This is a genomic window from Hylemonella sp. P2_B10, from assembly GCF_056404875.1.
Window position 1 is genome coordinate 569,656 of record NZ_JBFUDE010000001.1, and the last position, 23,275, is coordinate 592,930.

The following is a 23,275-nucleotide window of genomic DNA, read 5'->3' on the forward strand; positions in this document are numbered from 1 at the left end:
GGCATTCAATTTGCATAGTATTAACTGTGTGATTCCAAGAGTGTGACTTATTTCACACTTTCAAATTGACCGAGAGGATGGAGGAAAAATGAACAAGACCTTGAAAACCCTGAGCGCTGCCGCCATTGCCTGTGTGGCCCTGAGCAGCCTGCCGGCGCATGCCGTGCTGGTGACCTTCGGCGGCCAGGTGGCTGGCGACGGCTCCGGCGTGACCAGCAGCCGTGTACCCACCACCAACGTGGCCATCGCGGGTTCCGGCTATTTCATTGAAACCTTCGACGCCCGCACCGCCGCGCCTTACCTGCCTGCCGGCACCACGGCTGCCAATCCGCAGCCCGGTGTGAACATCAACCAGGACCAGGGCTGTGCCATCAATTCCTACAACAGCGTTGACATCACGGTGACCAACGGCGGCTTCGGCGTGCGCAAGGGCACCACCGGCTTCGCCGCCACCCCCGCCGACGATGGCACCTGCTTTGGCTTCGGCCCCGGCCCCGGCGCTTCGGTGGACGCAGCCCACCCGGCCACGATCCGCGTGGACTATGCCGATTTCCTGAGCCTGTTCCCGGGCTACAAGATCTCCTACCTGGGCCTGTACTACGGCTCCATCGACACCTACAACAACGTCGCCTTCTACCAGGGCAACAGCCTGATCACCCAGGCCTCAGGCCTCATGCAAGACGGCGTGATCACCGGCGCCGAGGTGCTGGCCTCGCAATCCGGCAGCAGCGGCAACCAGTTCCTGCCAGGCTCCAACGTCTACGTGAACCTGGACTTCTCGGCGCTGGAGAACTTCACCGCCTTCGAATTCCGCACCACCGGCGTCGCCTTCGAGCTGGACAACATCGTGGTCGGTTTGTCTGAAGTACCCGAGCCCGGCTCGCTGGCGCTGATGGGCGCCGGCCTGCTGGGCCTGGCCGGTTTGCGCCGCCGCAGCGCGCGCAAGTAAGCGCCAAGGCTGGCGACGCCAGCCCGACACATCCACCCCTCAGGGCCTGCCGCGCGCAGGCCCTTTTCTTTTCCACCGCAGGGCGCGCGGTCAAGCCCTCGGCACATTGACGTAGAATCCGCTGCGTGCCTGCAGTCCTCCAAGACCGCAAGCACATTCGCTAGGGGTGTTGCCGCAGCCATGCGGCGACTGAGAGAGTCCCTTTGAACCTGATTGAGGTAATCCTCGCGCAGGGAAGCTGTCCGGAACCCGGCCGCCGCTCATCCATATTTTGGTTTGGGCCTCTCATGCGGTCACCGGGGTTCAGTCCAAGCCGACCTGCTATGACGTTGGAGTTTTTGAAACGTTATGGCAATTTCCAATCTGCCTTTTTCTTCACGCTTTGCCGCGCACGCCCGCGAACGGCCGCCCAGCCCACGCTCGGCCCTGGCCAAAGCCGCCATGCTGCTGCTTCTCAGTGGTGCCGCCGCCGCCCAGCAGGCCGGCACACCGGCCACGCTGCCCGCGGTGGTGGTCAGCGAACGCGCCGGCAACGCGCCGGCCGACTTCCTGGGCCTGGGCGACGCGCCGCTGTCGCGCACACCTATCAGCGCCAGTGTGGTGGGTGCGGCCCAGATCGCCGAGCTGGGCGCCACCCGGCTGGCGGACCTGATCAAGCTGGACCCCTCCGTCAGCGACGCCTACAACACCATAGGCTACTGGGACTACGCCACCGTGCGCGGCTTCGTGCTGGACAACAAGTACAACTTCCGCCGCGAGGGCCTGCCCATCAGCACCGAGACGGCCATCGCGCTGGACAACAAGGAGCGGGTGGAAATCCTCAAAGGCACCAGCGGCATGCAGGCAGGCACCAGCGCGCCGGGTGGCGTCGTCAACTACGCGGTCAAGCGCCCCACCAGCACCGACCTGCGCAGTCTGTTGTTGTCCACCACCAGTGATGGCCGCCTGCTGGCCGCGCTGGACCTGGGCGGGCGCTGGGGCGCCAACCAGGAGTTCGGTTACCGGCTGAACGCGGGGGCCGAGCGACTGGACAGCGCCACAGCCAACTCCCGCGGCCAGCGCAACCTGTTCGCGCTGGCGCTGGACTGGCGGCTGGGCCGCGACACGCTGCTGCAGGCAGAGATCGAAAGCTCGCACCAGTCGCAGCCCAGCGTGCCGGGGCTGAGCCTGCTGGGCAACACCCTGCCCGCGCCCAACGCCAAGCTGAACCTGAACAATCAGCCCTGGAGCCTGCCGGTGGTGCTGGACGGTGTGACCGGCACGCTGCGCCTGGAGCAGGCGCTGGGCAACGACTGGCGCTGGTCGCTGCAGGCTGGCACGCAACGGCTGAAGTCCGACGACCGCGCGGCCTTCCCCTTCGGCCCCAACTATGCCGACGGCTACGCCAGCTATGGCGCCAACGGCGACTACGACCTGTATGACTATCGGAGCGAGGACGAACGGCGCAACCTGGACGCGCTGCAGGCGCAACTGCACGGCCGTTTTAACACCGGCAACATCACGCACGAGCTGGTGCTGACGGCCATGGCCAGCCGCACCACGGTGAAAGTGAAGCCGCAGGCCTACAACTACGTGGGCACCGGCAACCTGGCCACGCTGCCGGTGCTGCCGGCCGACCCCAGCACCTTCGACTGGGATGGCAACCGCGACGAACGCACCACCGAGCTGTCGGTGATGGACGCCATCGCCTGGACAGCGCAGTTCAAGACCTGGCTGGGTTTGAGGAGTACCAATCTGTCGCGCACCAGCAGCATGACCGACGGTGTGCAACTGTCCGCCTACGACCAGAGCCTGTCCACGCCCTGGCTGGCACTGAGCTACCAGCTGGATCCGGCCACGCTGGTCTATGCCAGCCGCGGCTTCGGTGTGGAGAGCACGGTGGCGCCACGCCTGCCCAAGTACCTGAACGCCGGCCAGGTGTTGCCGGCGTTGAAGAGCGCGCAAACCGAAGTGGGCGTCAAGGTCAGCCAGGGCACGTTGCACTGGGGCGCCACCTGGTTCGACATCGTGCGCCCACTGTACGGTGACGCCGGTGCCTGCGACGACACGCCGCTCTCCTGCAAACTGGAACGCGATGGCAGCGCGCGCCACCAGGGTGTGGAGCTGACCGGCGGCATGGAAACCGGCCCATGGGCGCTGAACGGCGGCATCACCTGGCTGGACGCCAAGCGGCAAGACGGCCACATCGCGCCGGCACTGAATGGCAAGCGCCCGCCCAACGTGCCCGAAACCATCGTTCGCGCCCAACTGCGCTACAAGGTGGCCGCCATCACTGGCCTGTCGCTGCAGGCGGATGTGTCCAGCGAAGGCTCGCGCGTGGTGCTGCCCGACGGATCGTTGATGCTGCCGGCCTGGACGCGCGTGGACCTGGGCGCGCGTTTGGAGACACGCGCCTGGGGCCTCAAGACCACATGGCAATTGAACGTGGACAACGCAACAGACCGCAACTATTTCCGCGAGTCGCCGCTGCAGTTTGGCCATGTGTACTTGTTCAGCGGCGCACCGCGTACTTTTAGACTGTCGGCTCAAACGCTTTTTTGAAACCGGCCAAAAACACGCTATAATTTAAGTCTTGTTCCTCGATAGCTCAGTCGGTAGAGCGCCGGACTGTTAATCCGTAGGTCCCTGGTTCGAGCCCAGGTCGAGGAGCCACCTAACGCCACTGTGAACCGTAGGCGTCGGGTTGCGAAGCAGAGCATCTTCGCGATATTCCACAGTCACAGAAACATTACTCAGGGCCACCTGCTGCACAAACGTGCCAAGCAGTCCCCTGAGTTTCTTTTTGTCCTCGCATTTCATGATCACTTCCCTGATGGTGGCCACCGCCTGGTGTGGATCCACGTCCACCAGGTCATAGTCCGGCGCCGGCGTGTTCTCCAACACTTCCAGGGCGTCCTGGGTGTTGCGGATGGCCTCATTCAGTGCGCGCAGCCGCGGCGTGATGTCCTCCAGATCCAGCTTGCCCTTGCCGGTGGTTTCCAGTTGCTCGTACAGCGTGTTGCGCCGGCCCTCTGCCTCGCGCATGGTCTTCACCAGCTCCTTGCGCTGCAGCTCGCGGTCCTTCGCCCATTGGCCGCCGTTGGCGCGCACCTCGGTGACCACCTGCTCCACCACCTTCACGGTTAGCACTTTCTCCAGCAGCTCCATCACCATCCAGTGGTCGAATTTTTCCGCCGGCACGGCGCGCAGGCAGCACCGCGGCTGGCCTTTCTTGTGGGCCAGGCAGGCGTAGTAGCTGTGCAGCGTGCCGTTGCGCGCGGTGCCGTTGCGGATCTGCAGAGGGTTGCCGCACACGCCGCACACCATGAGCCCGGAAAACGCGAAGCTGCTGCGCGGCGTGCCGCCGCTGGCGTGGGGAATTCTGCCTTGCATCATGGTCTGTACCTCGTCAAAGTGTTCTTTCAGGATGATGGCCGGGTGGCTGGCCACGTGCACCACCTGGTCGGCGCCTTTGGCCTCGCGGGTCTTGTTGTGGGTGCGGTTAAAAACGCGTTCGCCCTTGTAGCTGGTGTTGTGCAGCATGGCGTTGACGGTGTTCTTGCCCCAGGGCCGGCCGTCGCGCTTCAGGCCCAGGGTGTTGAGCTCGTGCGCCACTGCCTGGGCTCCAAGGCCGTGGCAGCGCGCCAGGTCAAACATCTTGCGCACGATTGGCGCGGCCTCCTCGTCAATGACCAGCCTGGAGCGCTTGCCGATCTTTTCGGCCCGATATCCAAATGGGGCATGGCCTCCTACCCAAAATCCGTCGCGTGACGCGGTCATCATGCTGCGCAGCGTGTCGCGGGAGACATTGCGCGAGTAGATCTCGTCCATCATGCCGGTCATGACGCCAACCATCCAGCCCTGGTCGGTCTCCAGGTCGATATCCTGATGCACGTAGCTGGCCTTGGTGCCCCATTCGCGCAGCTGGCTGGCGTTCTTCAGGGCGTCCTCGAGGTTGCGCCCAAAGCGCGACGTGGACCAGCAAATGAAATGCGACACGCGATAGGCGGCGCAGTAGGCCAGCGCGGCCTGGAAGCCGGGGCGGTTGTCGGTGCGGCCGCTCACGCCGTCGTCGCGGAACACTTCCACCACCTCGGCCCCCAGCTGAGTGGCCTTGACCCGGCATTGCTCGATCTGGCTCTCCATGGAGACACCATCGTCAGCCTGGCGCGCGGTGGAAACACGCGCATAGATGATTGCTTTTTTCATTGGGCGGTCTCAGATTTTTGCCCGGCGGTCACCGCGCAGGCGCCTTGTGTGACGATTTGAGATTTCTTCACCAAGCTGCCGGCGCACAGCGTCCTTGATCTCGCCGGTGTCGTAGCCCATGCCGGCCAGGGTCTCGATGTAGCGGTTGCGCTGGTACCGGCGCCAGGCGCGGAAGCGAGGCATGCGCAGCTGGATCCCGGAGCCCGATTCATCGAGCAGCTCGGGCGCCGTGTCCAGCAGCTGCCAGACCTTCATGAAGGCGTCAAAGCCGATGGCCTCGGCCACCTGCAGCAAAACGCCCGGCAGGCCCATGTCCGCGAGCTCGGCGAGCATGGTTGCTTCGCGCACCTGGTCGGGCGAACCGCCAGCGGCCACCACCTTGGCAATTTTTGCGAAAAATTTCTCAGCTCGACCAAAAATCTCGGAAGGGCTGCATTCATCCAGGTACCCACCCCCCCCTGCCGGGGCGGCGGGGCTTGCCTGCCGAGCCCCCACCCCCTCGTCGCCCAGGTCCAGGTCCAGCTGCTGCACCGGGCGTGCAGGCCATCCACTGCGCCTTTCATGAGTCATGGGCTGCATCCATCCCTGTGAGCGCATGCCAATGCACTGCGCCTTTTGACAGAGTGCGCAGTGAGGTCAGCAAGGGGCCATCCTGAGTTTGCCTGCTTTGTAACAGGTTTCGGGCCAGGTGCGCAGGCGGGGCAGCGCATCAATAGGCATGCGGGTTTGCGGGCATCGTGGCATGGCTTGCATGGTGACGCTAGTAGATTTCGGTAACCGCATGGCGCGCTCGGATGCATGGATGTGGTGCTTCAGGAAAAAGGGCGGCGGGTGGTGGACGGGGCGGTTAGCCCTTGGGCAGGCGCTTGAGCAGCTCGCTCACCGGTGTGCGCATCTTGGCCATGGGCGCGGCCTTGTCCATCGTGGCCATCTTCTTGCGCATGGCCAGGTGCAGGTAGACGTCGGTGCTGCGCGAGTCCACGTGACCCATCAGGTCGCCAATACTTTTGGTGGGCGTGTCCGACTCGGCCAGCTCGGTGCCGAACAGGTGGCGCATGGCGTGAGCGTGCAGCTGGTCGGGCGGGATCTCCAGGCGGTTGCCGTAGCGCTTGACCATGTCGTCCACAGCCTTGCGCGTGAGGCGCCGCTTCTCGCCAATGTGCTCATGTGGCTGCAGCCTGGTGGAGCGCACCGACACAAACAGCACCTTGTCGCGCCGGCCGCCTGGCAGGGTGATGCTGCGATCGATGTTGGCCATTTCCTCGTGGGCCAGGTACACGCGCAGCAACATCTCCACCTCGCGCGGCACAGGGATGATCCGCTCCTTGCCGCCCTTCTCCATAGCACGCACCACCATGCGCGGCTCGCACTCGATCTCTATCACCACCAGGCTGCTCTCGTTCAGCGATACAACACCCGTTACCCGCATGCCGCAGCCGATCAGCAGGCCCAGCATGCAGGCGTCGCGCACGCCTATGAAGCTGCTCATGTCCGGCGCCCACATCATCTTCTCGGCATTGGCCAGCGTGATCACCCGCGGCAGCGCCTTGCCGGCCTTGGGGTGCTCCAGGCCCTCGGCCGCCTTGTCCTGCACGTGGCCCTTCGCATACAGCCAGACATAGAAGCCGCGAATGCAGCTGATGTACGTCTTGCGGCTGCGCGCGATCACGCCGCGGCGGTGCAGCCAGATGCCCGTGAACACCTCCAGCTCCTCGGCCGTGGCCTCGGTCACCAGCCGCCCTTCCAGGAACTCCACCAGCTTGGCCAGGCACTGGCGATAGGTCTCGATCGTGCGCAGCAGCCGGCCCTTGCCGGCCTCCATGAAGATCAGCCACTCGTCCACCAGGAACGCGTTGGTCACCTCGCCGGCGCTCACAGTGAACCTCCCGCGGGGGTATAGGCGTTTTTACCCGTGGATCGGGGATTTCGTGGGGCATCGCCGTAAGTCATTGATTCATATGGCTTCACTGTCCACGAGTGTGCCATTTCATCCACGGAATAGCTACCAATTTGATAGCAAACCCGGGGATTAAAAAACAGGCAGTCAAAAAATGCGGGGATGCGCGCGCTTGCCCCTGCGCCCCTCTCTTCTCTCTCTTTCTCCAATGAAAAGAGAGAGGTAGAGGAAGGGCTGGGCGCAAAAGCTCGAAAAGTGACCCGTGGAAAAAACAGGCCAACCCGTGGATAACCAAACGCAAGTCGGGGATTCTGAAATTTCGGCGTGGGGGGTTTTGCCTTACTGCCACGTGGGGTAACAAGGTTACAAGGGCCTGTAACCACGGGTTTTCCGCACACTCCCCGATGCCCCAGGTAGGAAAAAGCTATCGCGCGCGGCGGTTTGTCTCCGGTCGGCCCCTGCCAGGCCCCGAAACCTCGTGGGGGGGTGTGGGGGGTGGCGACAAGGGGATTGAAGCGGACGGCGCAACAATCGCCCCGGCCAGGCGCTGCGCGCAGGGCGGGGAACGTGCATCGAGGCGCCAGGAAGGCCTCCAGCGGGCTCACAGGGCCGGCTCCAGGGCCAGGCTGTGCTGTGGACGGCGCTCAGGCGCCAGCGCGGCCGCACACGCAGGGTTCAGCCACAGCACCTCGGTGCTCAGCTTGGTGCCCCGCTGCGAAGCGATCCGGGCGTGCGTGGTGTCCCGCTTCCAGCCGGCCAGCGCCGTGTCATACAGGGGCGAGGCATAGCCGCTCACCACCACCATGCCCTGCAGGCCCAGGATGGCCTCTAGCAGCGCCTGGTGGTCCTCGTCCGTCATCTCGTGCTTGTAGCCGCGGCCGCTGCTGCCAGCGTGGGTGCTGCGCACGCTGTGCAGGTAGGGCGGATCCACAAAGTGCAGCGTCTCCGGGCTGTCGTGGTGCGCCAGCACCTCCAGCGCCGGCCTGCACTCGATCAGCACGCCGGCGAATCTCTGTCCAGCTTTGGCGATCGCCTCCGGGTACTCAGCCCACAGCGCCTGCGCCGTGCCATATTTGCGCTTGATGTCGACGCGAAACCCCGTGGTGTCCCGCGTGGCCCCGCCACTGCCAAAGCCCATCTGCGCACGGATGGCCAGGCGCCTGGCGCGCTCCACCTGGCCGCGCGCCGGCAGCCAGGCCTTTTCAAACTCGGCGCGCGCATAGGGCGTGTGCACCACCAGGTCGACCAGCTGGGCCCGGAGCGCCGGATCCTGCAGCACCCTGAAGAAGTTCACCACCTCGCCGTCCAGGTCGTTGTACACCTCGGCATAGCAGCGCGGCTTTTGCAGCAGCACGCCGGCGGCGCCTCCAAAGGGCTCCACATAGCAGGTGTGGGGCGGGAAGTGGCTCATCACCCAGGGGGCAATGCGGAACTTGCCGCCGTGGTACCGAAGTGCCGGCCGCATCAGGCAGCCACCAGCAGCTCGCCAGTGTGCGAGCTCAGCACGCCGGTGGCGCACGCACGCCACAGCAGAGTGTCGACAGTGGCGACGTTGTAGCCGGTGCGCCGGGCCAGGCGCTCGCACAGATCCTGCGCAGTGGCGCCCTCCAGGTCGGCCAGGCGCTGCAGGTGGACGTCGGGCTTCGCCACCTGCGCCCCGAAATTCTTGGCCAGGTGGTACTTGGTGATGGGGCCGATCCACGGCAGCTCGCCGCAAAACTCCACCAGGTCGGTGCTGGCCTGCAGCTCAGCAAACAGCGTCTCCCGTTCGCCCCACGCGTACTCGATCGCGCCCGCTTTGCCCTTGTGACCAAACACCAGCTCCACGCGCCGGCCCAGCTCGAGCTGGGTCATGCAGCGGGTGTAGATCTGCTGGGCCACGGTGTGCCGCATGCCGCTATTGCAAATGACGAAGATGATTTCTCGCGCCATGGCCTCAGAAGTGGCAGGCAGCTGCAGATCTGCAGCCCACGAAATATCCGCACGGCCCTGGGCGCCAAGTGCACGCACAACATCCAGAAATTTCAGTTCGGTGATCATTTTCAATACCTTTAAAAACGCGTTTTTCACGCGAAAAAGCAGCAAATTCGCTGCCGTTTGGTATTCACAGTATTTTTTTCGTCACTCTTCAATCTTGTGTTTCGGCACCACCGCGTGCAGCCCATACTGCTTCAGCGCGGCCAGCTTCAGCTGCACCATGTGGCCTATGCGCATGCTGTGCACGGTCTTTTCCACGGCCAGGGGCTCGGTGGGGCGCTTGGGGTCCACCACCAGCACGCCGGCCTGCAGCAGCTGCTTCTTCAGCGCGCGGTCGCTCTTGATGGGCAGCTCGTCATAGAAGGCGCGCAGGCCCGTGCTGGTGCTGATGTGCTCCATGATGTGGCTGGTGCGGATGCACAGCACCTCGTCGGCGTCCTCGCCCTCATAGACAAATGGGTAGCGGAACTCCTTGCGCGCGATTTCAGACAGCGCCTTCTCGATGATCCACACCCACGGGTGCCGCGTGGCCCCGGTCTCGGTGATGTGCTCGTTCATCTGCGTGGTCAGGAAGCTCTCAAAGTACTCCAGCTCGTCGCCCTCCTTGGCATCCAGGAAGTCCTGCAGCAGCTGCCAGGCCACCTGCACGGCCGCGTAGTTGGTCACCATGCGCTCGGCGCCGGCGTCGTCTGCCCTGGCCACGCTGGACACGCCCAGCCTCATCACCCAATGGGCATGCAGCGCCAGCACGTCTTCCTTCTTCAGCGTGGCCAGCCAGCGGATCCACTCGCGCATGGGGAAGGTCGGACAGTCCGCGCTGATGACGGCGCCGCGGCGGTCCTTGGTCAGCGTGCTGCGCACAATCTTGCCCTCCAGGCCGTCGACGGGCACGTCCTCGCCATTCAGCAGCACCGGCGCGCACATCAAAAACTTGCGCTTCAGGCCCACCCCACGGCTGGTGCTCTCGTACTGGTAGCTCTCCTGCAGCGTACCGATCGCCTTGGTCCGCAGCTCCTGCTTGTTGGTGCTGAACTCGCCCCAGGCCACCGGTTGACTGGTGTAGCTCACCGAGCCGATGATGCGGTACTCGCTCTGCAGGGTTTGCCGGCTGAACTGGTGCATCGCCACGGCCGTGCCGATGGCCTTCACCACCGTGCTCTTGCCCGCCCCCTTGTCCGACTGCATGACAAAGTGCGGCCAGAAGCCCAGGAAGGCCTTCAGGTGCGCACCCAGGGCCCACACCAGCGGCATAGCCGCCTCGCCATGGCTGAAGGTGCGCTGAAACTCTTGAATCACCCGCACACCGTCCTCCAGCGACGCGCTGGGAAATGTCAGGTTGTGGTACGGGCACTGCTCGTGCGGGTCGGTGAAATAGCAGTCCGTGCCCTCGTTCAGCGCCAGCTTGCCTTCACGCCAGCACAAGCCCACAAAGTTGCCAGCATCCCGCGCGCCAATGCCGGCTGCGCGCTCCCACACGTTGATCAGCCGCTTGAACGGCGTGGGCGCGAACACCGGGCCCAGCTTCTGCCACACCTCGATGTTGTGCAGCTTCTCGTCCTCCACCACGATGCGCTGCAGAGTGGCCCCGTGCCTGGCCACCTGCACGCTCAGCGCAAACATGGTGGTGGGCGCGTTGTCGGGGTTGCCCGTCATGGTGCTGTGGTCGCTGGCAATGCGCACCCGGCTCACGGCCGCCACGCGAAAGCCGCACACTTCCTGGAAGTCCAGCTTGTCCTTGCCGTCCACGTCGCCCTCTTCGGGCTTGGTCACCTTGCCCACCACCTGGGTGAAGTCTTCCTTCACCCGGTATTTCCAGTAGGCGCTGAAGTCGTGGCCAGGCAACCACAGCCGCGGCTTGCCCAGGCGCTCGCGGTCCCCTATCAGCCCGGGTATCAACCACTCCTGCAGCTTGCGCAGCGCCCGGGTGGTGTCTGCCACGCCCCAGGCCAGCAGCACGTCAGCCACGCTGGTGTATTGCACCTTGGCGTCGTTCCGGTCGCGCCACTCGCCCTGCTCCACCATCAGGCAGCTGATGTCCAGGCCCGTCAGCAGCTCGTGCAGCCGCCAGAAGGCCGACAGGCCCGCGCAATACCCATGCTCCCCCGGCTTGTCGTTGTGGAAGCACCCCAGCACCTGCTTGCCGCGCAGCATGGTCCAGTCCACCTGGTCCAGGCCCCAGGTGCCGCGCGTGGCAATCACCGCAATGTGGGGCTTGGCCTGGTCTGCCGGCACCAGGCAACTCTCCACCGCCAGCGCGTCCAGGCAGGTCTGCACCACATACACCGTCTTGGCCGTGGCCACCAGCTTCCAGTTGCTGCACCAGGGGCCTTGCGCGTCCCCCTTGGTCAGCGTGGCCTGGTCGCCGTTCAGCGCCGGGTCCAGGTAGTGCATGTCCACCGCCACCACCTCGGCGGCATGCTGGTCGCGCACCACATACGTGGCGGCCGGCCCGCCGTAGCCCTTGGCGCCGGCGGGCTGGGTGCGGCTGGTATGGGTGTTCAGGCCCAGCATGCCGGCGCGTATGGCCTTCTCGATCGGCGCGCGCTCGATGCCCTTGGCCTGCAGGTGGGCCAGCAGCGGCTCCGGGGCCAGCACCCCGGTGGACAGCACCTTGACGGCGATCTTGCGCGCCGCCTCACGCTGGAGCTCAGCCTCCGCCGCCTCCCGGTCCTGCTGGGTCTGTTGGTCGGGTTGGTCCGGGTGCGCGCCCGGGCGGTGTGAGTGGTGAGTGGTTGCCATTGGCTTGTGTAGTTATGCTCGTCGCGATGGAATCTTTGGAGAACAGGTCGCCCCCGGCCTGCGTGTGCGCGGCCAGTGTTTTCTCTTGCTTGGCGGCCACGGCCGCTATGGCGTCGGCAGTGGCTGCGTTGTAGCGTTGCAGGCTGGTCAGCGTCCGGGCCCGGCGCAGGTCGCGGTAGGCGGCATACACCGCTTCGCGCAGCGGCGCCGGCACCTGGCGCCAGTGGGTGATGCACATCAGCAGGTGGTTGGCCACCAGGTGCTGGCAGCCGGTGGCGGCGCAGGGGTGGGTGGTGGTCATGGCGCCGGCGCCTTCGGAAAGGTGGTGTCCGTGTTTGACTTCACCGTGAACGGCCCATAGGCCAGCTTCCAGCGCTCGTCAGCGTCAGCCGGGTGCACGGCCTGGCCGCAGCGCGGGCACGCCGCCTCAGCGTGGATGGGCGCGTTGCAGCAGGTGGTCCACATGCTGGTGCAGGCGCGGTTCATGCAATAGACGCTGGCGGTGCTTGTCTCAGCCATGGGCCACCTCCCGGTTGTAGACGCGTGAAAAGTGGCGGTTCACCCGCTCGGCAAACTGCACGATGGTCTCGTTGCAGGCGGCCACCGCCAGGTGCGGTGTAGCGCCAGTGCCTGTAAAGCGCCGGGCGTTGTCGGTGTAGGTGCACAGATAGCCGTCCTTGTGCGGCGCCACGCGCAAGCAGTGCCCCATCTGCGCGCAAAAGTAGCCCTGGGCCAACGGAATGCCATGCCACCCCGGCCCAAGCGTCACCGCCAGTTCAAGCGCCAGGCGCTCGGCATCGTTGCGCAGCACCGGCTCGGGCCTGAAGCGCTTAACCATGGGTCACCGCGCGCAGCTCGGCAATCTTGGCCAGGTGCTCCGCCTTGAACTTCGCCGGGCACTTCCAATGCACCCAGCCCACCAGCTGGTCCAGCGCGAAGTCCAGCGCGCTGCGCACGGACTGCGTCTCTGGCACACCGGCATGCGATGGCCACTTGGCCCAGTCCTCGTCCATCAGGCTGTGGTCGAAGTCGGTGGCGTCAAAGTCAAACGGCTGGTAGCACAGCGAACCGTCCACCATGAACAGGCGCACGGGGAACGGCTTTCCGCCGTTGCGGCTGGGGTGCGTCATCCACACCCAACCCCGTTCGATCACCACGGGGGTTTTAGTCTTTGCCATGGTGGCTCTCCAGGTAGGCCGAGTACTCGGCCAGGTTGCTGATCAGGATCTGGCGGCCGTCGTCGGCGCCGCGGTAGCCGCTGGCGTCGTTGCAGGCGTTGCAGGCGTTCAGGTAGTCCCGCAGGCCTGCGATCGCCGCGTCCAGCTTCTTGGCGCAGGCCAGGCCGGCTTTCTTGCGCGCGGCCTGCTGTTTGGGGGTGGCCGTTTCGTGGTTCACACGGCACCCCGCGCAAACGGCAACACCACCCCACGCTGGCGCTTCCACGTCCACGACACCACCCAGCCCTCAAAGTCCCCCGGCGGGTGCTTGGAGCAGAAGAACTCCCGCATCTGCCAGTAGCTCTCAAAGCCGTCAGCAATCGCCAGCTCCGCCAGTTGAAAGATGGAGCGCAGCGGCTTGCCGCCCACCACCACGTCCACCATCTGACCTTCGGGCGTGAGGTTGAACACAATGGCCTGCACCTTCCAGATCGGCCACTCGCCCAGCTTGATGGTGCTGACCGTGCGCAGGCCGGTGTAGCAGTAGGCCGTGTCGCCCACCTTCGGCACGTGGCGTCCGGCGGCGCGGATAGTCTGACGCTTGAGGCCCTGCAGCACGTCGTGTGCGAACTGGCGCTGAAAGTTAAGCAACATCAGGCTTGGCCCCCGCACAGCAGCTTGCGCACCTGGTCCACCATCGCCGGCGTCAGCACTACGTCGCCGGCGTCGTTGATGGGCGCGTTGTGCAGCGACAGCTCGCCATCGGACCACAGGCCGGCGCTGAACGGCGCGGGCTCCTCGGTCGGCGCATCCTCGGGCAGCGCGATGCACAGCACGTCGTCGCGCAGCACCTTCACCACCAGGCCCTTGTTCCTGGCCGGGCCCAGGTATTGGTGGACGGAGCCGGGCGGGCAGCCCATCACCTCGGCGGCATCGTCATACGTCACAACGCTGCCCGGGTTTGCCTTCAGGTAGGCGATCAGCTTGGAGGCCTTGCTGTCCTTGCGCAGCGGCTGGTTGCTTGCGGCTGCGGTCATTGCAGGTTCTCCCGCCCTGCCCTGGCCACGTCCGCCTGCTGCTCGGCCAGCGCCTGCACCGACTTGTGCCAGGCCTCGGCATCGTCGTCCGACATGTGCGCAGGGTCCACCGGCCGCGTGCCGCGCATGATGTTCAGCTCCAGCGCCCGCACCAGCTGGTTGCACGCGTCGTTTGGGTCGGTGATGTCGGTGAACGGTGCGCCCATGGCCTGGCAGCTCAGGGCCACCAGCTCCGCCTCGGTCAGCGGCACCCAGGCCTCGGGCTGCGCCGGCACGGCCGGGTTGGCCGTCAGCATCACCGGCGGCATGGTGGTGCCGGCAATCCACAGGCCCACCGTGCCACCCGCGCACAGCATCAGCAACTCCTCCGGCGTCGGCTTCCAGAAAGACAGCACGTGCTCGTAGCCGGCGTATTGCACCCGGGTGACGGGCAGCGCCACGCATGGCAGCTTGCTGTGGTCCCAGTCCTTGGGCGGGCCCAGCTCGGCGTTGTTGGTGGGGTGAGGGGTCAGGTTCATGATGCCAATTTCTCCGTTTGAAGCACGCGCCAGTGGCGCGGCAGGGTGTTGGGATAACTCACTTCGATGGTTTGCTCCACCGCCTTCTTCTCGGCGGCGGCTTCGCTGAGGGCGGCCACTTGCACGTGGCCCTTCAGGCGGGTGCCAACGCGCTGCAGGCTGACCTTCCAGCGCGGCGTGGGTTCTGTGGGGGTGGCGTGGTCGCGGTCCATGTCAGCCCTTCAGCCGGTGAACCACCGACGTGCGCCACGGGTGGCCGGCTGCAGGGCCGCTGGCCAACGGGTCCTTTGGGGGGGCCGGCAACGCTTGCGTCTCTTCGCCATCAGCGGGGTCTGGCGTCTCCAGGAACTTGATCTCCCCGGCGCCGGCGATCACCTTCAGGTAGTCCACCTCCACCTTGGCCGAGTTGATGATGGTCTGAGCCGTCTCGCAGACTGCGCGCTGGCGGTCCAGGTCCAACGCCTTGGTGGTGTCGGCCAAGGCCTCTAGCTGCGCGAACAGATGGCGCCGCACGTCAGATATATGGTTGTCGTTGGGCATCTTCTCTCTCCTTGATTTTTCGGTTGACCTTGTGCGCCAGGCGGATCACTTCCTTCAGCTCTGGCGGGTAGCGGTGGATGGAGTTGCGCTGCACCAGGTCTTTTCTAGTGATGCACTCCAAGCGGTCCAGGGTGATCTCTTCCAGCTTGGCAGTGCGCACGCCATGCTTGAAGACCACAACGTGGTTTTCGGGCACCGGGCCGTTGGCGGCCTCCCACACCTGGCGGTGCACAAACACCCAGTTGAAGCGGCTGGCCACAGTGCGGTCGTCCGACACCTTCACTTTCAGGTAGCCGTCATCCGTCACGGTGTAGCTGCCCACCGGCACGTGGGTGTGCGACAGGTTGCCCTTCTGGAAGCGTGTGGCCTCGGTGCCGGGGGCAGACCATCCCTTCATGCCCTTGTTGGGCGGCGTTTGGCCAGGCTTGAACTGAGTACGCTTCATGGCCTCGCTTTGCCGGCCGCGCGCCACGCGCCCGGAATAGTCCTGCGCCTTGAAGTACTCGCTCTTCTCAATGCCCAGGCGGTTGGCAGTGCGGTGCACGCGGCTGACAGAGCAATCGAGCAGCGCGGCCAGGTCGGCGCCTGGCACGTCGGGGTACACCTCGCGCAGCAGTACCAGCTCACACTGTTGCAGGGGGCGGCGGGGGGCCATGATGCCGCGTGACTTGGTCATTGGCCCACCGCCTCAATCCAATACCCCTCCCCCGCCGCATACACCACGCGGCCGCCCAGCATGGCGGCCTCCAGCGCAGCGTCCACCGCGTAGTCCGGCAGGGCCAGCAGCGCCTTCACCTGGTCGCGGCTCAGCGCCTTCTTTTGCTTGCGCAGCAGATCCAGCAGGCGCTGCAGCAGCTCGTCCACCTTGTAGATAGGTTCCGTCACGTGTCTGTCCCTCTCATTGAAAAATCCACCATCGCCTGGGCCTGCGCCAGCGTGTCGTCCAGGCCCACCGGCTTGGGCAGCGCCAGCTCGTACATCACCACGCCCAGGCCGGCCACGGCCTCGCAGGTTTCGGCCACGCCCAGCAGCGTCTCGGGGCCCCGCTGCCGGCCCACCGTGGCGCGGCGAAAGCCGCCGGTGGGGTGCGGCGCCATCTGCACCAGCTGGCGCGCCGCCTGGCGGCACAGCTCGGTGCCCGCAAGCCGATAGCCCAGGTGTGCGCCGTGCACCGCCTTGCCCTCGGCCACCAGGTCGGCCACCGCGTCCTCCACCACCGAAGGCGAGCTGCTCAGGCCCTGCCCCAGCTCGTGGCGGGTCAGGTAGCCGTCGCCCTCGGCCGCCATCAGGCGCAGCAGCATGCGGTCCTTCACGGTGCGCACCGTCATTTGCCGCCCCTGGCCTTGGCCACCGCGGCCAGCACCGTGGCCTGGCTCTCGGCATGCCAGCAGCGCTCGCGCGCCCAGGTCTTCAGCCGCGTCAGGCGCACAGCGGCGGCCAGGCTGGCCCAATACAGCAGCTCAAAGGCTGCGGCCTTGGTGGCCCACCAGGCGCGCGTCATGCTCCGTCCTTGTGCGGCCACGGGGCGTGGGCCTCGTTCTTCTTGGTCACCGGCACCAGGTCCAGCCGGCGCTCCAGGCGGATGGCGCTGCCGCCCAGGCCGGCGCCATACTCGGCGTCCATCTGGTCCATGGCGTCGGTGACGTTGCGGGCGGTGACGCGGGCGCGCCGGCGGTGGCCGCTGGCGTCGTAGTGGGTGATTTGGAACATCGACATGCTCAGGCCCCCACCGGCGCCGGCGGCGCCTCGTATTTCAGCGTTGGGATGTAGGCGAGACGAACCACAGCCACGTCCTGCTCGGTCAGATCGGCATGGGCCTGCAGCAGCAGCTCCAGACTTTGCGTGCCGCCGAAGTAGTAAGCCAGGCGCGGATCGCGCTGGATCCTACGCAGCAGGTGCTGTATGGCGTTGAACGAACTCTGGATTTTTTCCACATCGGGCTTAGCCATGGGCCACCTCCGCCGCCACACGCGGCACCGCCGCCAGGTTGGCCAGGTCAGTCAGCTGGAACTTCTTGCACCGGCCAGCCAGGCGCATGTCGTAGGCCCACTGCTCAAACTCCGGGCCCACGGGTCGGCATTGCAGCAGCTTGCCGATCCACACGTGCACCTCCATGGCCGGCTGGTAGTCCAGCACCATCACGGCCAGGCAGTCCTGGAAGTTCTGCGCATCCAGGCGGCGCAGGTCCGTCAGGTCGATGGGGAAGCGCCGGCCGTTGTACAGGCTCAGCAGCACGCGGCGCACCACCATGGCGCCGCCATGATCGCCCTGGGCCATGAACCACAGGCGCAGCAGCGCACGCAGCTGGCCGGTGCGGGTTTCTTGGATGGGTTCAGCCATGGGCCCCTCCCGTGAACAGTTCGCCGCCTTCATCGCCGCCGGCCCCCGCCGGCTTGCGCTGCTCCACCTGCTGCGCGCGCCAGCCCGCCAGGCTCTTGGGGCAGCAGCTGCACACGCCGTTGCCGTCGTCGCGGTTCACCGCCAGCCAGCTGCAGCCGCCCGGGCATGCGCGCACGTCGGTGCATTGGCAACCCACGCAGGTGGCAATGTCGGGCTTAGCCATGGGCCACCTCCCCCGCCATCGCCACCGCCAGCGCCTTGGGCACCCGCCCCCCCGCCACCTGGTGCATGTCGCGCACAAAGTCCTCGCGCAGCATCTGCGTGTAGATGCCGCTGCTGGCAATGCTGGCGTGGCCCAGGGCCAGCTGCACGCTCTTCAGCGGGTTACCGCCGCGGCTGCGCTTCATCACGTTCACGCCGCGGCTGTGGCGCATCCAGTGCGGGCTGACGCGCTGGTCCAGGCTGGCCAGGCGCAGCCACACCTTCATGCGGTCTTGCAGGCTTCGCACGCTGATGTGGCCCACCACCAGGTGGCCACCATCATCGGTGCGCGGCCGGCCCCACATCAACGGCTCGGCGCCCAGCACCGCCACGCCCATCGGCCGCAGCTCACCCTGCAGGCGCACCAGCAGCACCAGGCAGCGGCGCAGCGGCTCGGTCACCACATACTCGTGCGCCCTGCCCGGCTTGTCGTTGGCGCCCTTGCGCTGGTCGCCGCGCACGCACAGCCAGCCGGTGGCCAGCGCGTGCTTGGCCTGGGCCAGCTCTAGCCAGGCCAGCTCGCCCACGCGCATGCCGGTCTCCAGCAGCGCCTTGATCCAGGCCCAGTCCCGCGCGGCCAGCACGCGCATCTGCGCGCCGGCCTCGGTGTCCACCTTGTCCAGCCCGGCCACCAGCCGCACCGCGGCCAGCAGCTTGCGCTGTTCTTCATCCGTCAAATAACGCCGCATCATCGCCATGTGTAGATCTCCTTGATCAGTGCTAAAACGCCGAAGTCGCCATCCATCCAACTGCCCAGCACCAGCAGCGCCAGGCACACCATCGGCACCACCAGCCAGTCAATGGCGGCGGTGCTCTTCTTTTTCTTGAGAAACAAACAGGTCGCCACGCGCCGGCTCACTCTTCGGTGGCGGGCGGTGTTCCGGGCGGTTGCCCGGCAGCTGGGCCAGGCGCAGGTTGTGCTTTGCGGCCAAACGCAAGCACCTGGCCACCAGCGGCTGCGCCATCAACTTGTCGAACGTCGCGTAGCGGCTGCTGAGGAAGCGGGAGCGTGCGTACAACACCCGGGCGGCGCGCAGCTCCAGCTCCTCCTGCAGCTGGGGAATCTCCAGCTGCTGCTGGCTGGGCGGGTGCTGCTTCGGGTGCGTGGCCATGGGCTTGCTCCTTCAGGGCGGCCAGAATGGCCGGGCCGAACATTGCTGCCAGGGAAAGTGCGAGGCGGTGGGTGTTGAGCTGGTGGCCAGCGGGCACCGCGTGCGTGACGGGGGGATAGGTGCGCTCACGCATCGACCATCCCTTTAAGCCGGTCCACCAGGGCCAGCAGCGCTGAGATAACGTCATGCGCCTCGGCGCGCACCTGCTCCAGCTCGGCCTGGGTGAACTTGCCGTCTGCAAGCGCGTTGAACAACACGGCGTGGAACTCGCCGTTCTGTGCACCCAGCTTTGCCAGAAGGTTTAGCAGCTCGATGTCGCTGCAGTGGCTCTTGTCGCTGACCACGTAGGCCACTCGGCCGAACATGGCATCCAGCGCATCCAGCACCCGCATGTCGCCCGTGGCACGCGTGGCCAGCACGACGTCGCGCAGCGTGGGTTTGTGGTGTGAGCCCTCGTCGGCGTCGGCCTTGTTGTACAGCGTGCCGACTTTCAGGCCCATGTTGGCGGCCAGCTCGTCCACGTCGGTGGCCAGCACCATGTCGCGGAAGGCCTGGAAGGGATTGGCCGCGCGCCTGATCGCTGCGCCTTTGGGTGCCAATTGGTGGCTGGCGCGCGCCAATTCACTTGTGGCACGTAGAGCCGCGGGAGAGGATTGCGCCGTGAGCGCCCTCTTCGCCCCCTTCACGTTGATACCTCTGGCTTGGCCCGCGGCTTTGCCTTCAGGCTCTCGGCCAGCCGCAAGCACACTTCAGCAGTGCGGCTGCGGCGTTGCGCCTTGGCGGCGGAGTCGAGTTTCCGAAGCAGTGGCGTCGGAACACTGACTAGAATGTTCTGCTTGTCTGGTTTCTTCATTACATATAGTTCCATATGGAGTTATATAGAACTATATAGATGGTCTCCGGTAAATGCAACAGGGCTTTGAAAATATTTTTATAGGCATGCCCCAATGACCACAGCAACTGAATCCGAGAACTACACCAACGTGCTGGTGCGGATGCCTGTGGAGTTGAAAGACGCCCTGCAGCGTGAAGCGACGGCCACTGCGCGTAAGCTGACAGCGGAGATCAATGTGCGCCTCCAGCAGAGTCTGGAGGCGAAGTCCACGCCCGGCATTGGCGCCACGGCAAAGCCAGCGGTGAAGAAAAACGCGCAGTCGGCGGAAGTGGCCGGCGCCGTGAATGCACAGCACACAGAGGCAGCTATGCTTGAGCTGTTCAGAACCCTGCCACCGGAAAAGCAGCTCGCACTGCTGACACTGTTCAAGTGAGGTGATCAGTCAGGCCTGACTAGACAAATAAAAGGGGGAAGGCGATGGCGCGGCAATTCAAAAACCCGGCAAACGGACACACTGAAGAGGTGAGCGGCCTGGCCGGCCTGTGGGCCTTCCTCTTCGGCGGGTTTTACCTGCTGGTCAAAGGCCAGTGGAAGCATTTCTTCATCTGGTTCTTTGTGCAAGCAGCGTCCGGTGGCTTGAGTGGGGGGCCGCTTTTGGTGCTCACGGTGCCCCTGCTATCCATCATTTATGCGTTCTCTATTCAGGGCATCCTGGCCAGTGACTACTTGCGCAAGGGATGGATAGAGACCACCCACGGTGACCCTGCCACACCGTCACCCGCATCAGCACCTTGGCCGCCCCCGCACACCGTCGACAAGCGATCCAGTGTGTTCGACCCGCCGGCGCCGCCTGCAGCCGCGCCCACTGAGCGGGAGTGCCCATTCTGCGCAGAGACCATCAAGGCGGCCGCCATCAAGTGCCGGTATTGCGGATCTGAAGTGACGCCAGTCACGGTGGCTGCGGCCGCGCCGGCCGAGCGGACGCCCGAAGATCAGCAGCTATTCACCAAGATGAACCGGTTGGGCTGAGGCTTAATCACCATGGCCGACGAAACCTCAGAACAGCTGCGCAAAAAATGGGGTCAAGGGTTCGTGCCAGGCTGGGCCGACGCGATTTACTACCTGGAGATAGACCGCCAGTGCTCCTTCTCCAAGCGCGCATACGACGAGATGCGCACATTGTTAAAAAAAACGCCAGACGACTCGTGGCTTCTGGGTCTGGCGCATTCCATGCTGGCGCACGCGGGCATTGTGAACAAGCTGCTTTTTGTTGGCAAAGGCGCCACGCCCGACGCCAAGGCGCGCGCGCAGCGGCTAGCCGCTGCAATGGGTGTTGATGAGAAAGAGTTCACAGAAATCGTCGACGCGCGCAACTACCTGGAGCACTTTGACGAGCGGATGGACAGGCACATGCACTCCCACGAAGGCATGCTGGCCCATGAAATGGTGGCCGATCACGAAGTGCTGCAGATCCAGCTGCTGGACGGCCGCAAGATGAAGCCGTCCTTCCTGCAGTTTTTCAACACCAGCACGTTTGAGCTGACTTGCTATGGCACCACCTACTCTCTGGTGCGCGTTTGGCAGTTGATCCACCGCGTCCACCAAGCCGCGCTGCGGGAACGAACGCGCATTGAGAGCGAGATGGGCCGGGTGCAGAGACCACCTGGGGAGCATTGATCAGTGCCTATGCAACGCACCATTCACCGTCACGGCCAGATGATCCTCCACCGGCAGCATCACCATTGATCCCAGCACCGGCCACGCGTCGGGGTTGGTCCTGATGGCTTGCCGCTCGGTCAATTTTTCCTTGGTGACCCAGGTATCTTTGCCTTTGCGCTGGGAAGGCATGTTCCAGTTGTAGTGGGGTTGAAGTGTCATGCTCGCATACTGCGCGCACACCTCGGGCGACACTTGATCTATGTCAACTGCGAGCTAAAACAACCCCGCCGGCTCCTTCTCCACATCCCAGCTGTAAATCAGCACCTCGCTCCGCTCAGCGCCCTTCCCGCCGCCGGCCACGGTGTAGGTGATGGGCACCGTCTCCATGTGCATGCCGGCAAAGCAGGCGCGGATATCGGGGTGGTCATTCAGGCTCACGATGGCCTTGCCCTGTATGACGCGCAGCATGGTGGCCATCTGCTCGTACTGCTCCCAGGGGAATGGCACACCATAGCCCTCGGTCTGCCAGTAAGGCGGATCCATGTAGAACAGCGTGTGTGGCCTGTCATAGCGGCGCACGCATTCTTGCCAGGGCAGCCGCTCAATGAAGGTGCCGGCCAGGCGCAGGTGGGCAGCGCTCAGGTTCTCTTCCAGCCGCAGCAGGTTCACCGGTGGGGCGGTGGTGGCGGTGCCCCAGCTCTGGCTCTCCACGCGGCCGCCAAAGGCATGCTGCTGCAGGTAGAAGAAGCGCGCCGCGCGCTGGATATCGGTCAGCGTGTCGGGCGGGGTGTCTTGCGTCCACTTGAAAATCTCACGGCTGCTCAGCGCCCACTTGAACTGGCGCACAAACTCTTCCAGGTGGTTTTGCACCACGCGGTACAGCGTCACCAGGTCGCCGTTGACGTCGTTGATCACCTCGCAGTGGGCGGGCTGGCGCAAAAAGTAGAGCGCCGCACCGCCTGCAAAAACTTCCACGTAGCAGGTGTGCGGCGGGAACCTGGCCAGGATTGTGTCGGCTAGACGACGCTTTCCACCTAACCAGGGGATTATTGGCATTGCCATGATTGAACAGCTCCGAGTTCTCGATACACTGCCCTTGCCTCCCGGGAGGTGGCAGGGCCTTGGCTGGCCCACAGGGAGCTGTGGAATGGCGGCTGCAGCTGGTGTTAGCGCACCAGGGGCAGTCGCCCTGTCTTTTGTGGCCCCTGGTTAGGTAGGCCCCGATACCTGGGGCGCCGGCGCAGGGGCACCGGTGCCCGCCGCAGCCGCAATGGCTTTGCCGGCCGCCAGGCTCTTCTCCACCAGCTGCTGCACGTCCGGCCACAGGTGGTTGAACTGTTCCTCAACCATGCCAGCAGCGGTCAGCCCGGCTTTGGCGTAGCCGGTCAGCACCTCCATCTTCTCCTTGCCGGGCGTGCCCTTGGGCATCACGGCGTTCAGGCTGGAGGCAATGTCAACAATGGCCGGGGCGATGGCGGCCACGGCTTGGGCCTTGCGGGCAAAGGCCAGGATGGCGGCGATATTCAAAAGCATGGTGATCTCCTTCAAGGGTTGGCAAACGTGCACTTGCGTGCGATGGCGACGCCCTCAACCAATGTATTGGCAGCTGGCGTCGAGGTGGATGTATCCAGGGTTTGGCTGCTGCTCGGCTGGGGCAGCGGGTGGCGCAGGATCGGCGCCACGCTCAGGCCCGCTGCTGGGCTGCTGCACAGGGCTGGGCGGCGCAGGCGCTCGTAGGCCAGGCACTCCGGGTGGCTGGCCTGAATCTGGCGCGCCAGGTGCGTCGGCTGGCTTTGCTGGCAGTAGTCCGACTTTCGCACTGCTGAGAGCAGTGAGCACGACGTTATAAACGGCATAAGCGCCAATGAGCAGGCTGGCCAGGCCAAAGCCCAGCTGCTCGATGACGGCCTGCGTGAGGTGCAGCGGGTGGCCAAACGCCGTTGCAATGCCGTCCACCAGGCCAATGGCAGTGACCAGCAGGCCCACCAGGATCTGCAACTGCTTGGCGCGCACCGCTTCCTTGATCTGGCCGCCCACACGGAAAAGGCTAAATGCATCTTTGAGTG

38 protein-coding genes, 1 tRNA gene and 1 riboswitch are annotated in these 23,275 nt (G+C 65.1%); of the genes, 6 read left to right on the top strand and 33 right to left on the bottom strand.

Translation table 11 applies throughout. The features are described 5' to 3' along the window. Positions 1-88 precede the first annotated feature (88 nt). The 3 genes from AC1DX2_RS02670 to AC1DX2_RS02680 all read left to right on the top strand — a co-directional run bounded on the left by AC1DX2_RS02670 (position 89) and on the right by AC1DX2_RS02680 (position 3,601). Positions 89-949 carry an Npun_F0296 family exosortase-dependent surface protein gene (locus AC1DX2_RS02670; protein ID WP_477194735.1) on the top strand — a complete coding sequence of 287 codons (861 nt, stop codon included), beginning with the start codon at positions 89-91 and terminating at the stop codon, positions 947-949. A 152-nt stretch (positions 950-1,101) separates the two neighbouring features. Beyond that, positions 1,102-1,202, top strand: a riboswitch (TPP riboswitch). Between the two features lie 95 nt (positions 1,203-1,297). Beyond that, a complete protein-coding gene (locus AC1DX2_RS02675) occupies positions 1,298-3,490 on the top strand; it encodes a TonB-dependent siderophore receptor (protein WP_477194736.1) in 2,193 nt (730 codons plus the stop codon). 35 nt (positions 3,491-3,525) lie between these two features. Next, positions 3,526-3,601: transfer RNA gene (locus tag AC1DX2_RS02680), tRNA-Asn, on the top strand. On the opposite strand, the gene AC1DX2_RS02685 is transcribed toward AC1DX2_RS02680, so the two are convergent. The 29 genes from AC1DX2_RS02685 to AC1DX2_RS02825 form a co-directional block, all read right to left on the bottom strand. After that, positions 3,560-5,137, bottom strand: coding sequence for a recombinase family protein (locus AC1DX2_RS02685; RefSeq protein ID WP_477195749.1), 1,578 nt, complete (start codon positions 5,135-5,137; stop codon positions 3,560-3,562). The genes AC1DX2_RS02680 and AC1DX2_RS02685 overlap by 42 nt on opposite strands. A 9-nt stretch (positions 5,138-5,146) precedes the next feature. Continuing rightward, the gene (locus AC1DX2_RS02690) at positions 5,147-5,668 is read right to left on the bottom strand and encodes a hypothetical protein (protein ID WP_477194737.1); all 522 of its coding nucleotides are present in this window, start codon (positions 5,666-5,668) and stop codon (positions 5,147-5,149) included. Positions 5,669-5,984: 316 nt separating this feature from the next. Continuing rightward, positions 5,985-7,013, bottom strand: coding sequence for a tyrosine-type recombinase/integrase (locus tag AC1DX2_RS02695; RefSeq protein WP_477194738.1), 1,029 nt, complete (start codon positions 7,011-7,013; stop codon positions 5,985-5,987). Between the two features lie 622 nt (positions 7,014-7,635). Beyond that, on the bottom strand, positions 7,636-8,499 hold the full coding sequence (locus AC1DX2_RS02700) for a DNA adenine methylase (protein ID WP_477194739.1): 864 nt from the start codon (positions 8,497-8,499) through the stop codon (positions 7,636-7,638). Further along, complete coding sequence (locus AC1DX2_RS02705; protein WP_477194740.1) at positions 8,499-8,927, bottom strand: hypothetical protein; 429 nt, start codon at positions 8,925-8,927, stop codon at positions 8,499-8,501. Before AC1DX2_RS02705 ends, AC1DX2_RS02700 begins: the two co-directional genes overlap by 1 nt. 228 nt (positions 8,928-9,155) lie before the next feature. Beyond that, positions 9,156-11,750: a toprim domain-containing protein gene (locus tag AC1DX2_RS02710; RefSeq protein WP_477194741.1), complete on the bottom strand. Its 2,595-nt coding sequence runs from the start codon at positions 11,748-11,750 to the stop codon at positions 9,156-9,158. After that, on the bottom strand, positions 11,659-12,051 hold the full coding sequence (locus AC1DX2_RS02715; RefSeq protein WP_477194742.1) for a hypothetical protein: 393 nt from the start codon (positions 12,049-12,051) through the stop codon (positions 11,659-11,661). The genes AC1DX2_RS02710 and AC1DX2_RS02715 overlap by 92 nt, the downstream gene beginning before the upstream one ends. Beyond that, the gene (locus AC1DX2_RS02720) at positions 12,048-12,269 is read right to left on the bottom strand and encodes a hypothetical protein (RefSeq protein WP_477194743.1); all 222 of its coding nucleotides are present in this window, start codon (positions 12,267-12,269) and stop codon (positions 12,048-12,050) included. Before AC1DX2_RS02720 ends, AC1DX2_RS02715 begins: the two co-directional genes overlap by 4 nt. Then, a complete protein-coding gene (locus AC1DX2_RS02725) occupies positions 12,262-12,588 on the bottom strand; it encodes a hypothetical protein (RefSeq protein ID WP_477194744.1) in 327 nt (108 codons plus the stop codon). The genes AC1DX2_RS02720 and AC1DX2_RS02725 overlap by 8 nt, the downstream gene beginning before the upstream one ends. Further along, the gene (locus tag AC1DX2_RS02730) at positions 12,581-12,928 is read right to left on the bottom strand and encodes a hypothetical protein (protein WP_477194745.1); all 348 of its coding nucleotides are present in this window, start codon (positions 12,926-12,928) and stop codon (positions 12,581-12,583) included. The genes AC1DX2_RS02725 and AC1DX2_RS02730 overlap by 8 nt, the downstream gene beginning before the upstream one ends. Further along, entirely contained in the window at positions 12,915-13,145 is a 231-nt protein-coding gene (locus AC1DX2_RS02735) for a hypothetical protein (protein ID WP_477194746.1), read from the bottom strand. Before AC1DX2_RS02735 ends, AC1DX2_RS02730 begins: the two co-directional genes overlap by 14 nt. Continuing rightward, positions 13,142-13,561 carry an ASCH domain-containing protein gene (locus tag AC1DX2_RS02740; protein WP_477194747.1) on the bottom strand — a complete coding sequence of 140 codons (420 nt, stop codon included), beginning with the start codon at positions 13,559-13,561 and terminating at the stop codon, positions 13,142-13,144. The genes AC1DX2_RS02735 and AC1DX2_RS02740 overlap by 4 nt, the downstream gene beginning before the upstream one ends. After that, the gene (locus tag AC1DX2_RS02745) at positions 13,561-13,944 is read right to left on the bottom strand and encodes a hypothetical protein (RefSeq protein ID WP_477194748.1); all 384 of its coding nucleotides are present in this window, start codon (positions 13,942-13,944) and stop codon (positions 13,561-13,563) included. Before AC1DX2_RS02745 ends, AC1DX2_RS02740 begins: the two co-directional genes overlap by 1 nt. Next, positions 13,941-14,462, bottom strand: coding sequence for a hypothetical protein (locus AC1DX2_RS02750; RefSeq protein WP_477194749.1), 522 nt, complete (start codon positions 14,460-14,462; stop codon positions 13,941-13,943). The genes AC1DX2_RS02745 and AC1DX2_RS02750 overlap by 4 nt, the downstream gene beginning before the upstream one ends. Then, complete coding sequence (locus AC1DX2_RS02755; RefSeq protein ID WP_477194750.1) at positions 14,459-14,674, bottom strand: hypothetical protein; 216 nt, start codon at positions 14,672-14,674, stop codon at positions 14,459-14,461. The genes AC1DX2_RS02750 and AC1DX2_RS02755 overlap by 4 nt, the downstream gene beginning before the upstream one ends. Before the next feature lies 1 nt (position 14,675). After that, a complete protein-coding gene (locus AC1DX2_RS02760) occupies positions 14,676-15,002 on the bottom strand; it encodes a hypothetical protein (RefSeq protein WP_477194751.1) in 327 nt (108 codons plus the stop codon). Continuing rightward, positions 14,977-15,678, bottom strand: a complete 702-nt coding sequence (locus AC1DX2_RS02765; protein ID WP_477194752.1) for an HNH endonuclease signature motif containing protein — start codon at positions 15,676-15,678, stop codon at positions 14,977-14,979. Before AC1DX2_RS02765 ends, AC1DX2_RS02760 begins: the two co-directional genes overlap by 26 nt. Continuing rightward, complete coding sequence (locus AC1DX2_RS02770; RefSeq protein ID WP_477194753.1) at positions 15,675-15,887, bottom strand: hypothetical protein; 213 nt, start codon at positions 15,885-15,887, stop codon at positions 15,675-15,677. The genes AC1DX2_RS02765 and AC1DX2_RS02770 overlap by 4 nt, the downstream gene beginning before the upstream one ends. Continuing rightward, positions 15,884-16,330: a hypothetical protein gene (locus AC1DX2_RS02775; protein ID WP_477194754.1), complete on the bottom strand. Its 447-nt coding sequence runs from the start codon at positions 16,328-16,330 to the stop codon at positions 15,884-15,886. The genes AC1DX2_RS02770 and AC1DX2_RS02775 overlap by 4 nt, the downstream gene beginning before the upstream one ends. Then, positions 16,327-16,503 (bottom strand): hypothetical protein, encoded by a 177-nt coding sequence (locus AC1DX2_RS02780; RefSeq protein ID WP_477194755.1) that lies wholly within the window; start codon positions 16,501-16,503, stop codon positions 16,327-16,329. Before AC1DX2_RS02780 ends, AC1DX2_RS02775 begins: the two co-directional genes overlap by 4 nt. Beyond that, a complete protein-coding gene (locus AC1DX2_RS02785) occupies positions 16,500-16,718 on the bottom strand; it encodes a hypothetical protein (RefSeq protein WP_477194756.1) in 219 nt (72 codons plus the stop codon). Before AC1DX2_RS02785 ends, AC1DX2_RS02780 begins: the two co-directional genes overlap by 4 nt. 2 nt (positions 16,719-16,720) lie before the next feature. Further along, on the bottom strand, positions 16,721-16,951 hold the full coding sequence (locus AC1DX2_RS02790; protein WP_477194757.1) for a hypothetical protein: 231 nt from the start codon (positions 16,949-16,951) through the stop codon (positions 16,721-16,723). Continuing rightward, positions 16,944-17,342 (bottom strand): DUF7673 family protein, encoded by a 399-nt coding sequence (locus AC1DX2_RS02795; RefSeq protein WP_477194758.1) that lies wholly within the window; start codon positions 17,340-17,342, stop codon positions 16,944-16,946. The genes AC1DX2_RS02790 and AC1DX2_RS02795 overlap by 8 nt, the downstream gene beginning before the upstream one ends. Next, on the bottom strand, positions 17,335-17,565 hold the full coding sequence (locus AC1DX2_RS02800; RefSeq protein WP_477194759.1) for a hypothetical protein: 231 nt from the start codon (positions 17,563-17,565) through the stop codon (positions 17,335-17,337). The genes AC1DX2_RS02795 and AC1DX2_RS02800 overlap by 8 nt, the downstream gene beginning before the upstream one ends. Beyond that, positions 17,558-18,301 carry a tyrosine-type recombinase/integrase gene (locus AC1DX2_RS02805; protein ID WP_477194760.1) on the bottom strand — a complete coding sequence of 248 codons (744 nt, stop codon included), beginning with the start codon at positions 18,299-18,301 and terminating at the stop codon, positions 17,558-17,560. The genes AC1DX2_RS02800 and AC1DX2_RS02805 overlap by 8 nt, the downstream gene beginning before the upstream one ends. After that, positions 18,292-18,438: a hypothetical protein gene (locus AC1DX2_RS02810; RefSeq protein ID WP_477194761.1), complete on the bottom strand. Its 147-nt coding sequence runs from the start codon at positions 18,436-18,438 to the stop codon at positions 18,292-18,294. Before AC1DX2_RS02810 ends, AC1DX2_RS02805 begins: the two co-directional genes overlap by 10 nt. Continuing rightward, positions 18,401-18,715 (bottom strand): hypothetical protein, encoded by a 315-nt coding sequence (locus AC1DX2_RS02815; RefSeq protein ID WP_477194762.1) that lies wholly within the window; start codon positions 18,713-18,715, stop codon positions 18,401-18,403. The genes AC1DX2_RS02810 and AC1DX2_RS02815 overlap by 38 nt, the downstream gene beginning before the upstream one ends. 125 nt (positions 18,716-18,840) lie before the next feature. Then, entirely contained in the window at positions 18,841-19,314 is a 474-nt protein-coding gene (locus AC1DX2_RS02820; protein ID WP_477194763.1) for a phage regulatory CII family protein, read from the bottom strand. Positions 19,315-19,397: 83 nt separating this feature from the next. Beyond that, on the bottom strand, positions 19,398-19,568 hold the full coding sequence (locus AC1DX2_RS02825) for a hypothetical protein (protein WP_477194764.1): 171 nt from the start codon (positions 19,566-19,568) through the stop codon (positions 19,398-19,400). Between the two features lie 94 nt (positions 19,569-19,662). Here AC1DX2_RS02825 and AC1DX2_RS02830 point away from each other — a divergent pair, with 94 nt between their 5' ends. The 3 genes from AC1DX2_RS02830 to AC1DX2_RS02840 are packed head-to-tail and all read left to right on the top strand — an operon-like array spanning position 19,663 to position 21,227. Further along, the gene (locus AC1DX2_RS02830; RefSeq protein ID WP_477194765.1) at positions 19,663-19,983 is read left to right on the top strand and encodes an Arc family DNA-binding protein; all 321 of its coding nucleotides are present in this window, start codon (positions 19,663-19,665) and stop codon (positions 19,981-19,983) included. A gap of 44 nt (positions 19,984-20,027) precedes the next feature. Further along, positions 20,028-20,579, top strand: a complete 552-nt coding sequence (locus AC1DX2_RS02835; protein WP_477194766.1) for a hypothetical protein — start codon at positions 20,028-20,030, stop codon at positions 20,577-20,579. A 12-nt stretch (positions 20,580-20,591) separates the two neighbouring features. Then, positions 20,592-21,227 carry a hypothetical protein gene (locus AC1DX2_RS02840; RefSeq protein ID WP_477194767.1) on the top strand — a complete coding sequence of 212 codons (636 nt, stop codon included), beginning with the start codon at positions 20,592-20,594 and terminating at the stop codon, positions 21,225-21,227. On the opposite strand, the gene AC1DX2_RS02845 is transcribed toward AC1DX2_RS02840, so the two are convergent. From AC1DX2_RS02845 to AC1DX2_RS02860, 4 genes are all read right to left on the bottom strand, one after another. After that, positions 21,228-21,428, bottom strand: coding sequence for a hypothetical protein (locus AC1DX2_RS02845; RefSeq protein ID WP_477194768.1), 201 nt, complete (start codon positions 21,426-21,428; stop codon positions 21,228-21,230). It abuts the gene before it with no gap. Between the two features lie 54 nt (positions 21,429-21,482). Next, the gene (locus tag AC1DX2_RS02850) at positions 21,483-22,271 is read right to left on the bottom strand and encodes a DNA adenine methylase (protein ID WP_477194769.1); all 789 of its coding nucleotides are present in this window, start codon (positions 22,269-22,271) and stop codon (positions 21,483-21,485) included. Positions 22,272-22,418: 147 nt separating this feature from the next. Further along, positions 22,419-22,742 (bottom strand): hypothetical protein, encoded by a 324-nt coding sequence (locus tag AC1DX2_RS02855; protein WP_477194770.1) that lies wholly within the window; start codon positions 22,740-22,742, stop codon positions 22,419-22,421. A gap of 54 nt (positions 22,743-22,796) precedes the next feature. Beyond that, positions 22,797-23,246 carry a hypothetical protein gene (locus AC1DX2_RS02860; protein ID WP_477194771.1) on the bottom strand — a complete coding sequence of 150 codons (450 nt, stop codon included), beginning with the start codon at positions 23,244-23,246 and terminating at the stop codon, positions 22,797-22,799. Positions 23,247-23,275: the final 29 nt, after the last annotated feature.

What these genes read in the sequence shown, in the direction of transcription:
- AC1DX2_RS02830 (WP_477194765.1), top strand. Translation starts at nt 19,663, where the DNA reads ATGACCACAGCAACTGAATCCGAGAACTACACCAACGTGCTGGTGCGG.
- AC1DX2_RS02780 (WP_477194755.1), bottom strand. Translation starts at nt 16,503, where the DNA reads ATGACGCGCGCCTGGTGGGCCACCAAGGCCGCAGCCTTTGAGCTGCTG.
- AC1DX2_RS02740 (WP_477194747.1), bottom strand. Translation starts at nt 13,561, where the DNA reads ATGTTGCTTAACTTTCAGCGCCAGTTCGCACACGACGTGCTGCAGGGC.
- AC1DX2_RS02775 (WP_477194754.1), bottom strand. Translation starts at nt 16,330, where the DNA reads ATGACGGTGCGCACCGTGAAGGACCGCATGCTGCTGCGCCTGATGGCG.
- AC1DX2_RS02840 (WP_477194767.1), top strand. Translation starts at nt 20,592, where the DNA reads ATGGCCGACGAAACCTCAGAACAGCTGCGCAAAAAATGGGGTCAAGGG.
- AC1DX2_RS02750 (WP_477194749.1), bottom strand. Translation starts at nt 14,462, where the DNA reads ATGAACCTGACCCCTCACCCCACCAACAACGCCGAGCTGGGCCCGCCC.
- AC1DX2_RS02700 (WP_477194739.1), bottom strand. Translation starts at nt 8,499, where the DNA reads ATGCGGCCGGCACTTCGGTACCACGGCGGCAAGTTCCGCATTGCCCCC.
- AC1DX2_RS02765 (WP_477194752.1), bottom strand. Translation starts at nt 15,678, where the DNA reads ATGACCAAGTCACGCGGCATCATGGCCCCCCGCCGCCCCCTGCAACAG.
- AC1DX2_RS02675 (WP_477194736.1), top strand. Translation starts at nt 1,298, where the DNA reads ATGGCAATTTCCAATCTGCCTTTTTCTTCACGCTTTGCCGCGCACGCC.
- AC1DX2_RS02725 (WP_477194744.1), bottom strand. Translation starts at nt 12,588, where the DNA reads ATGGTTAAGCGCTTCAGGCCCGAGCCGGTGCTGCGCAACGATGCCGAG.
- AC1DX2_RS02715 (WP_477194742.1), bottom strand. Translation starts at nt 12,051, where the DNA reads ATGACCACCACCCACCCCTGCGCCGCCACCGGCTGCCAGCACCTGGTG.
- AC1DX2_RS02685 (WP_477195749.1), bottom strand. Translation starts at nt 5,137, where the DNA reads ATGAAAAAAGCAATCATCTATGCGCGTGTTTCCACCGCGCGCCAGGCT.
- AC1DX2_RS02835 (WP_477194766.1), top strand. Translation starts at nt 20,028, where the DNA reads ATGGCGCGGCAATTCAAAAACCCGGCAAACGGACACACTGAAGAGGTG.
- AC1DX2_RS02745 (WP_477194748.1), bottom strand. Translation starts at nt 13,944, where the DNA reads ATGACCGCAGCCGCAAGCAACCAGCCGCTGCGCAAGGACAGCAAGGCC.
- AC1DX2_RS02670 (WP_477194735.1), top strand. Translation starts at nt 89, where the DNA reads ATGAACAAGACCTTGAAAACCCTGAGCGCTGCCGCCATTGCCTGTGTG.
- AC1DX2_RS02795 (WP_477194758.1), bottom strand. Translation starts at nt 17,342, where the DNA reads ATGGCTGAACCCATCCAAGAAACCCGCACCGGCCAGCTGCGTGCGCTG.
- AC1DX2_RS02850 (WP_477194769.1), bottom strand. Translation starts at nt 22,271, where the DNA reads ATGGCAATGCCAATAATCCCCTGGTTAGGTGGAAAGCGTCGTCTAGCC.
- AC1DX2_RS02790 (WP_477194757.1), bottom strand. Translation starts at nt 16,951, where the DNA reads ATGGCTAAGCCCGATGTGGAAAAAATCCAGAGTTCGTTCAACGCCATA.
- AC1DX2_RS02815 (WP_477194762.1), bottom strand. Translation starts at nt 18,715, where the DNA reads ATGGCCACGCACCCGAAGCAGCACCCGCCCAGCCAGCAGCAGCTGGAG.
- AC1DX2_RS02755 (WP_477194750.1), bottom strand. Translation starts at nt 14,674, where the DNA reads ATGGACCGCGACCACGCCACCCCCACAGAACCCACGCCGCGCTGGAAG.
- AC1DX2_RS02805 (WP_477194760.1), bottom strand. Translation starts at nt 18,301, where the DNA reads ATGGCGATGATGCGGCGTTATTTGACGGATGAAGAACAGCGCAAGCTG.
- AC1DX2_RS02800 (WP_477194759.1), bottom strand. Translation starts at nt 17,565, where the DNA reads ATGGCTAAGCCCGACATTGCCACCTGCGTGGGTTGCCAATGCACCGAC.
- AC1DX2_RS02720 (WP_477194743.1), bottom strand. Translation starts at nt 12,269, where the DNA reads ATGGCTGAGACAAGCACCGCCAGCGTCTATTGCATGAACCGCGCCTGC.
- AC1DX2_RS02825 (WP_477194764.1), bottom strand. Translation starts at nt 19,568, where the DNA reads ATGAAGAAACCAGACAAGCAGAACATTCTAGTCAGTGTTCCGACGCCA.
- AC1DX2_RS02760 (WP_477194751.1), bottom strand. Translation starts at nt 15,002, where the DNA reads ATGCCCAACGACAACCATATATCTGACGTGCGGCGCCATCTGTTCGCG.
- AC1DX2_RS02730 (WP_477194745.1), bottom strand. Translation starts at nt 12,928, where the DNA reads ATGGCAAAGACTAAAACCCCCGTGGTGATCGAACGGGGTTGGGTGTGG.
- AC1DX2_RS02785 (WP_477194756.1), bottom strand. Translation starts at nt 16,718, where the DNA reads ATGTCGATGTTCCAAATCACCCACTACGACGCCAGCGGCCACCGCCGG.
- AC1DX2_RS02845 (WP_477194768.1), bottom strand. Translation starts at nt 21,428, where the DNA reads ATGACACTTCAACCCCACTACAACTGGAACATGCCTTCCCAGCGCAAA.
- AC1DX2_RS02710 (WP_477194741.1), bottom strand. Translation starts at nt 11,750, where the DNA reads ATGGCAACCACTCACCACTCACACCGCCCGGGCGCGCACCCGGACCAA.
- AC1DX2_RS02705 (WP_477194740.1), bottom strand. Translation starts at nt 8,927, where the DNA reads ATGCGGCACACCGTGGCCCAGCAGATCTACACCCGCTGCATGACCCAG.
- AC1DX2_RS02855 (WP_477194770.1), bottom strand. Translation starts at nt 22,742, where the DNA reads ATGCTTTTGAATATCGCCGCCATCCTGGCCTTTGCCCGCAAGGCCCAA.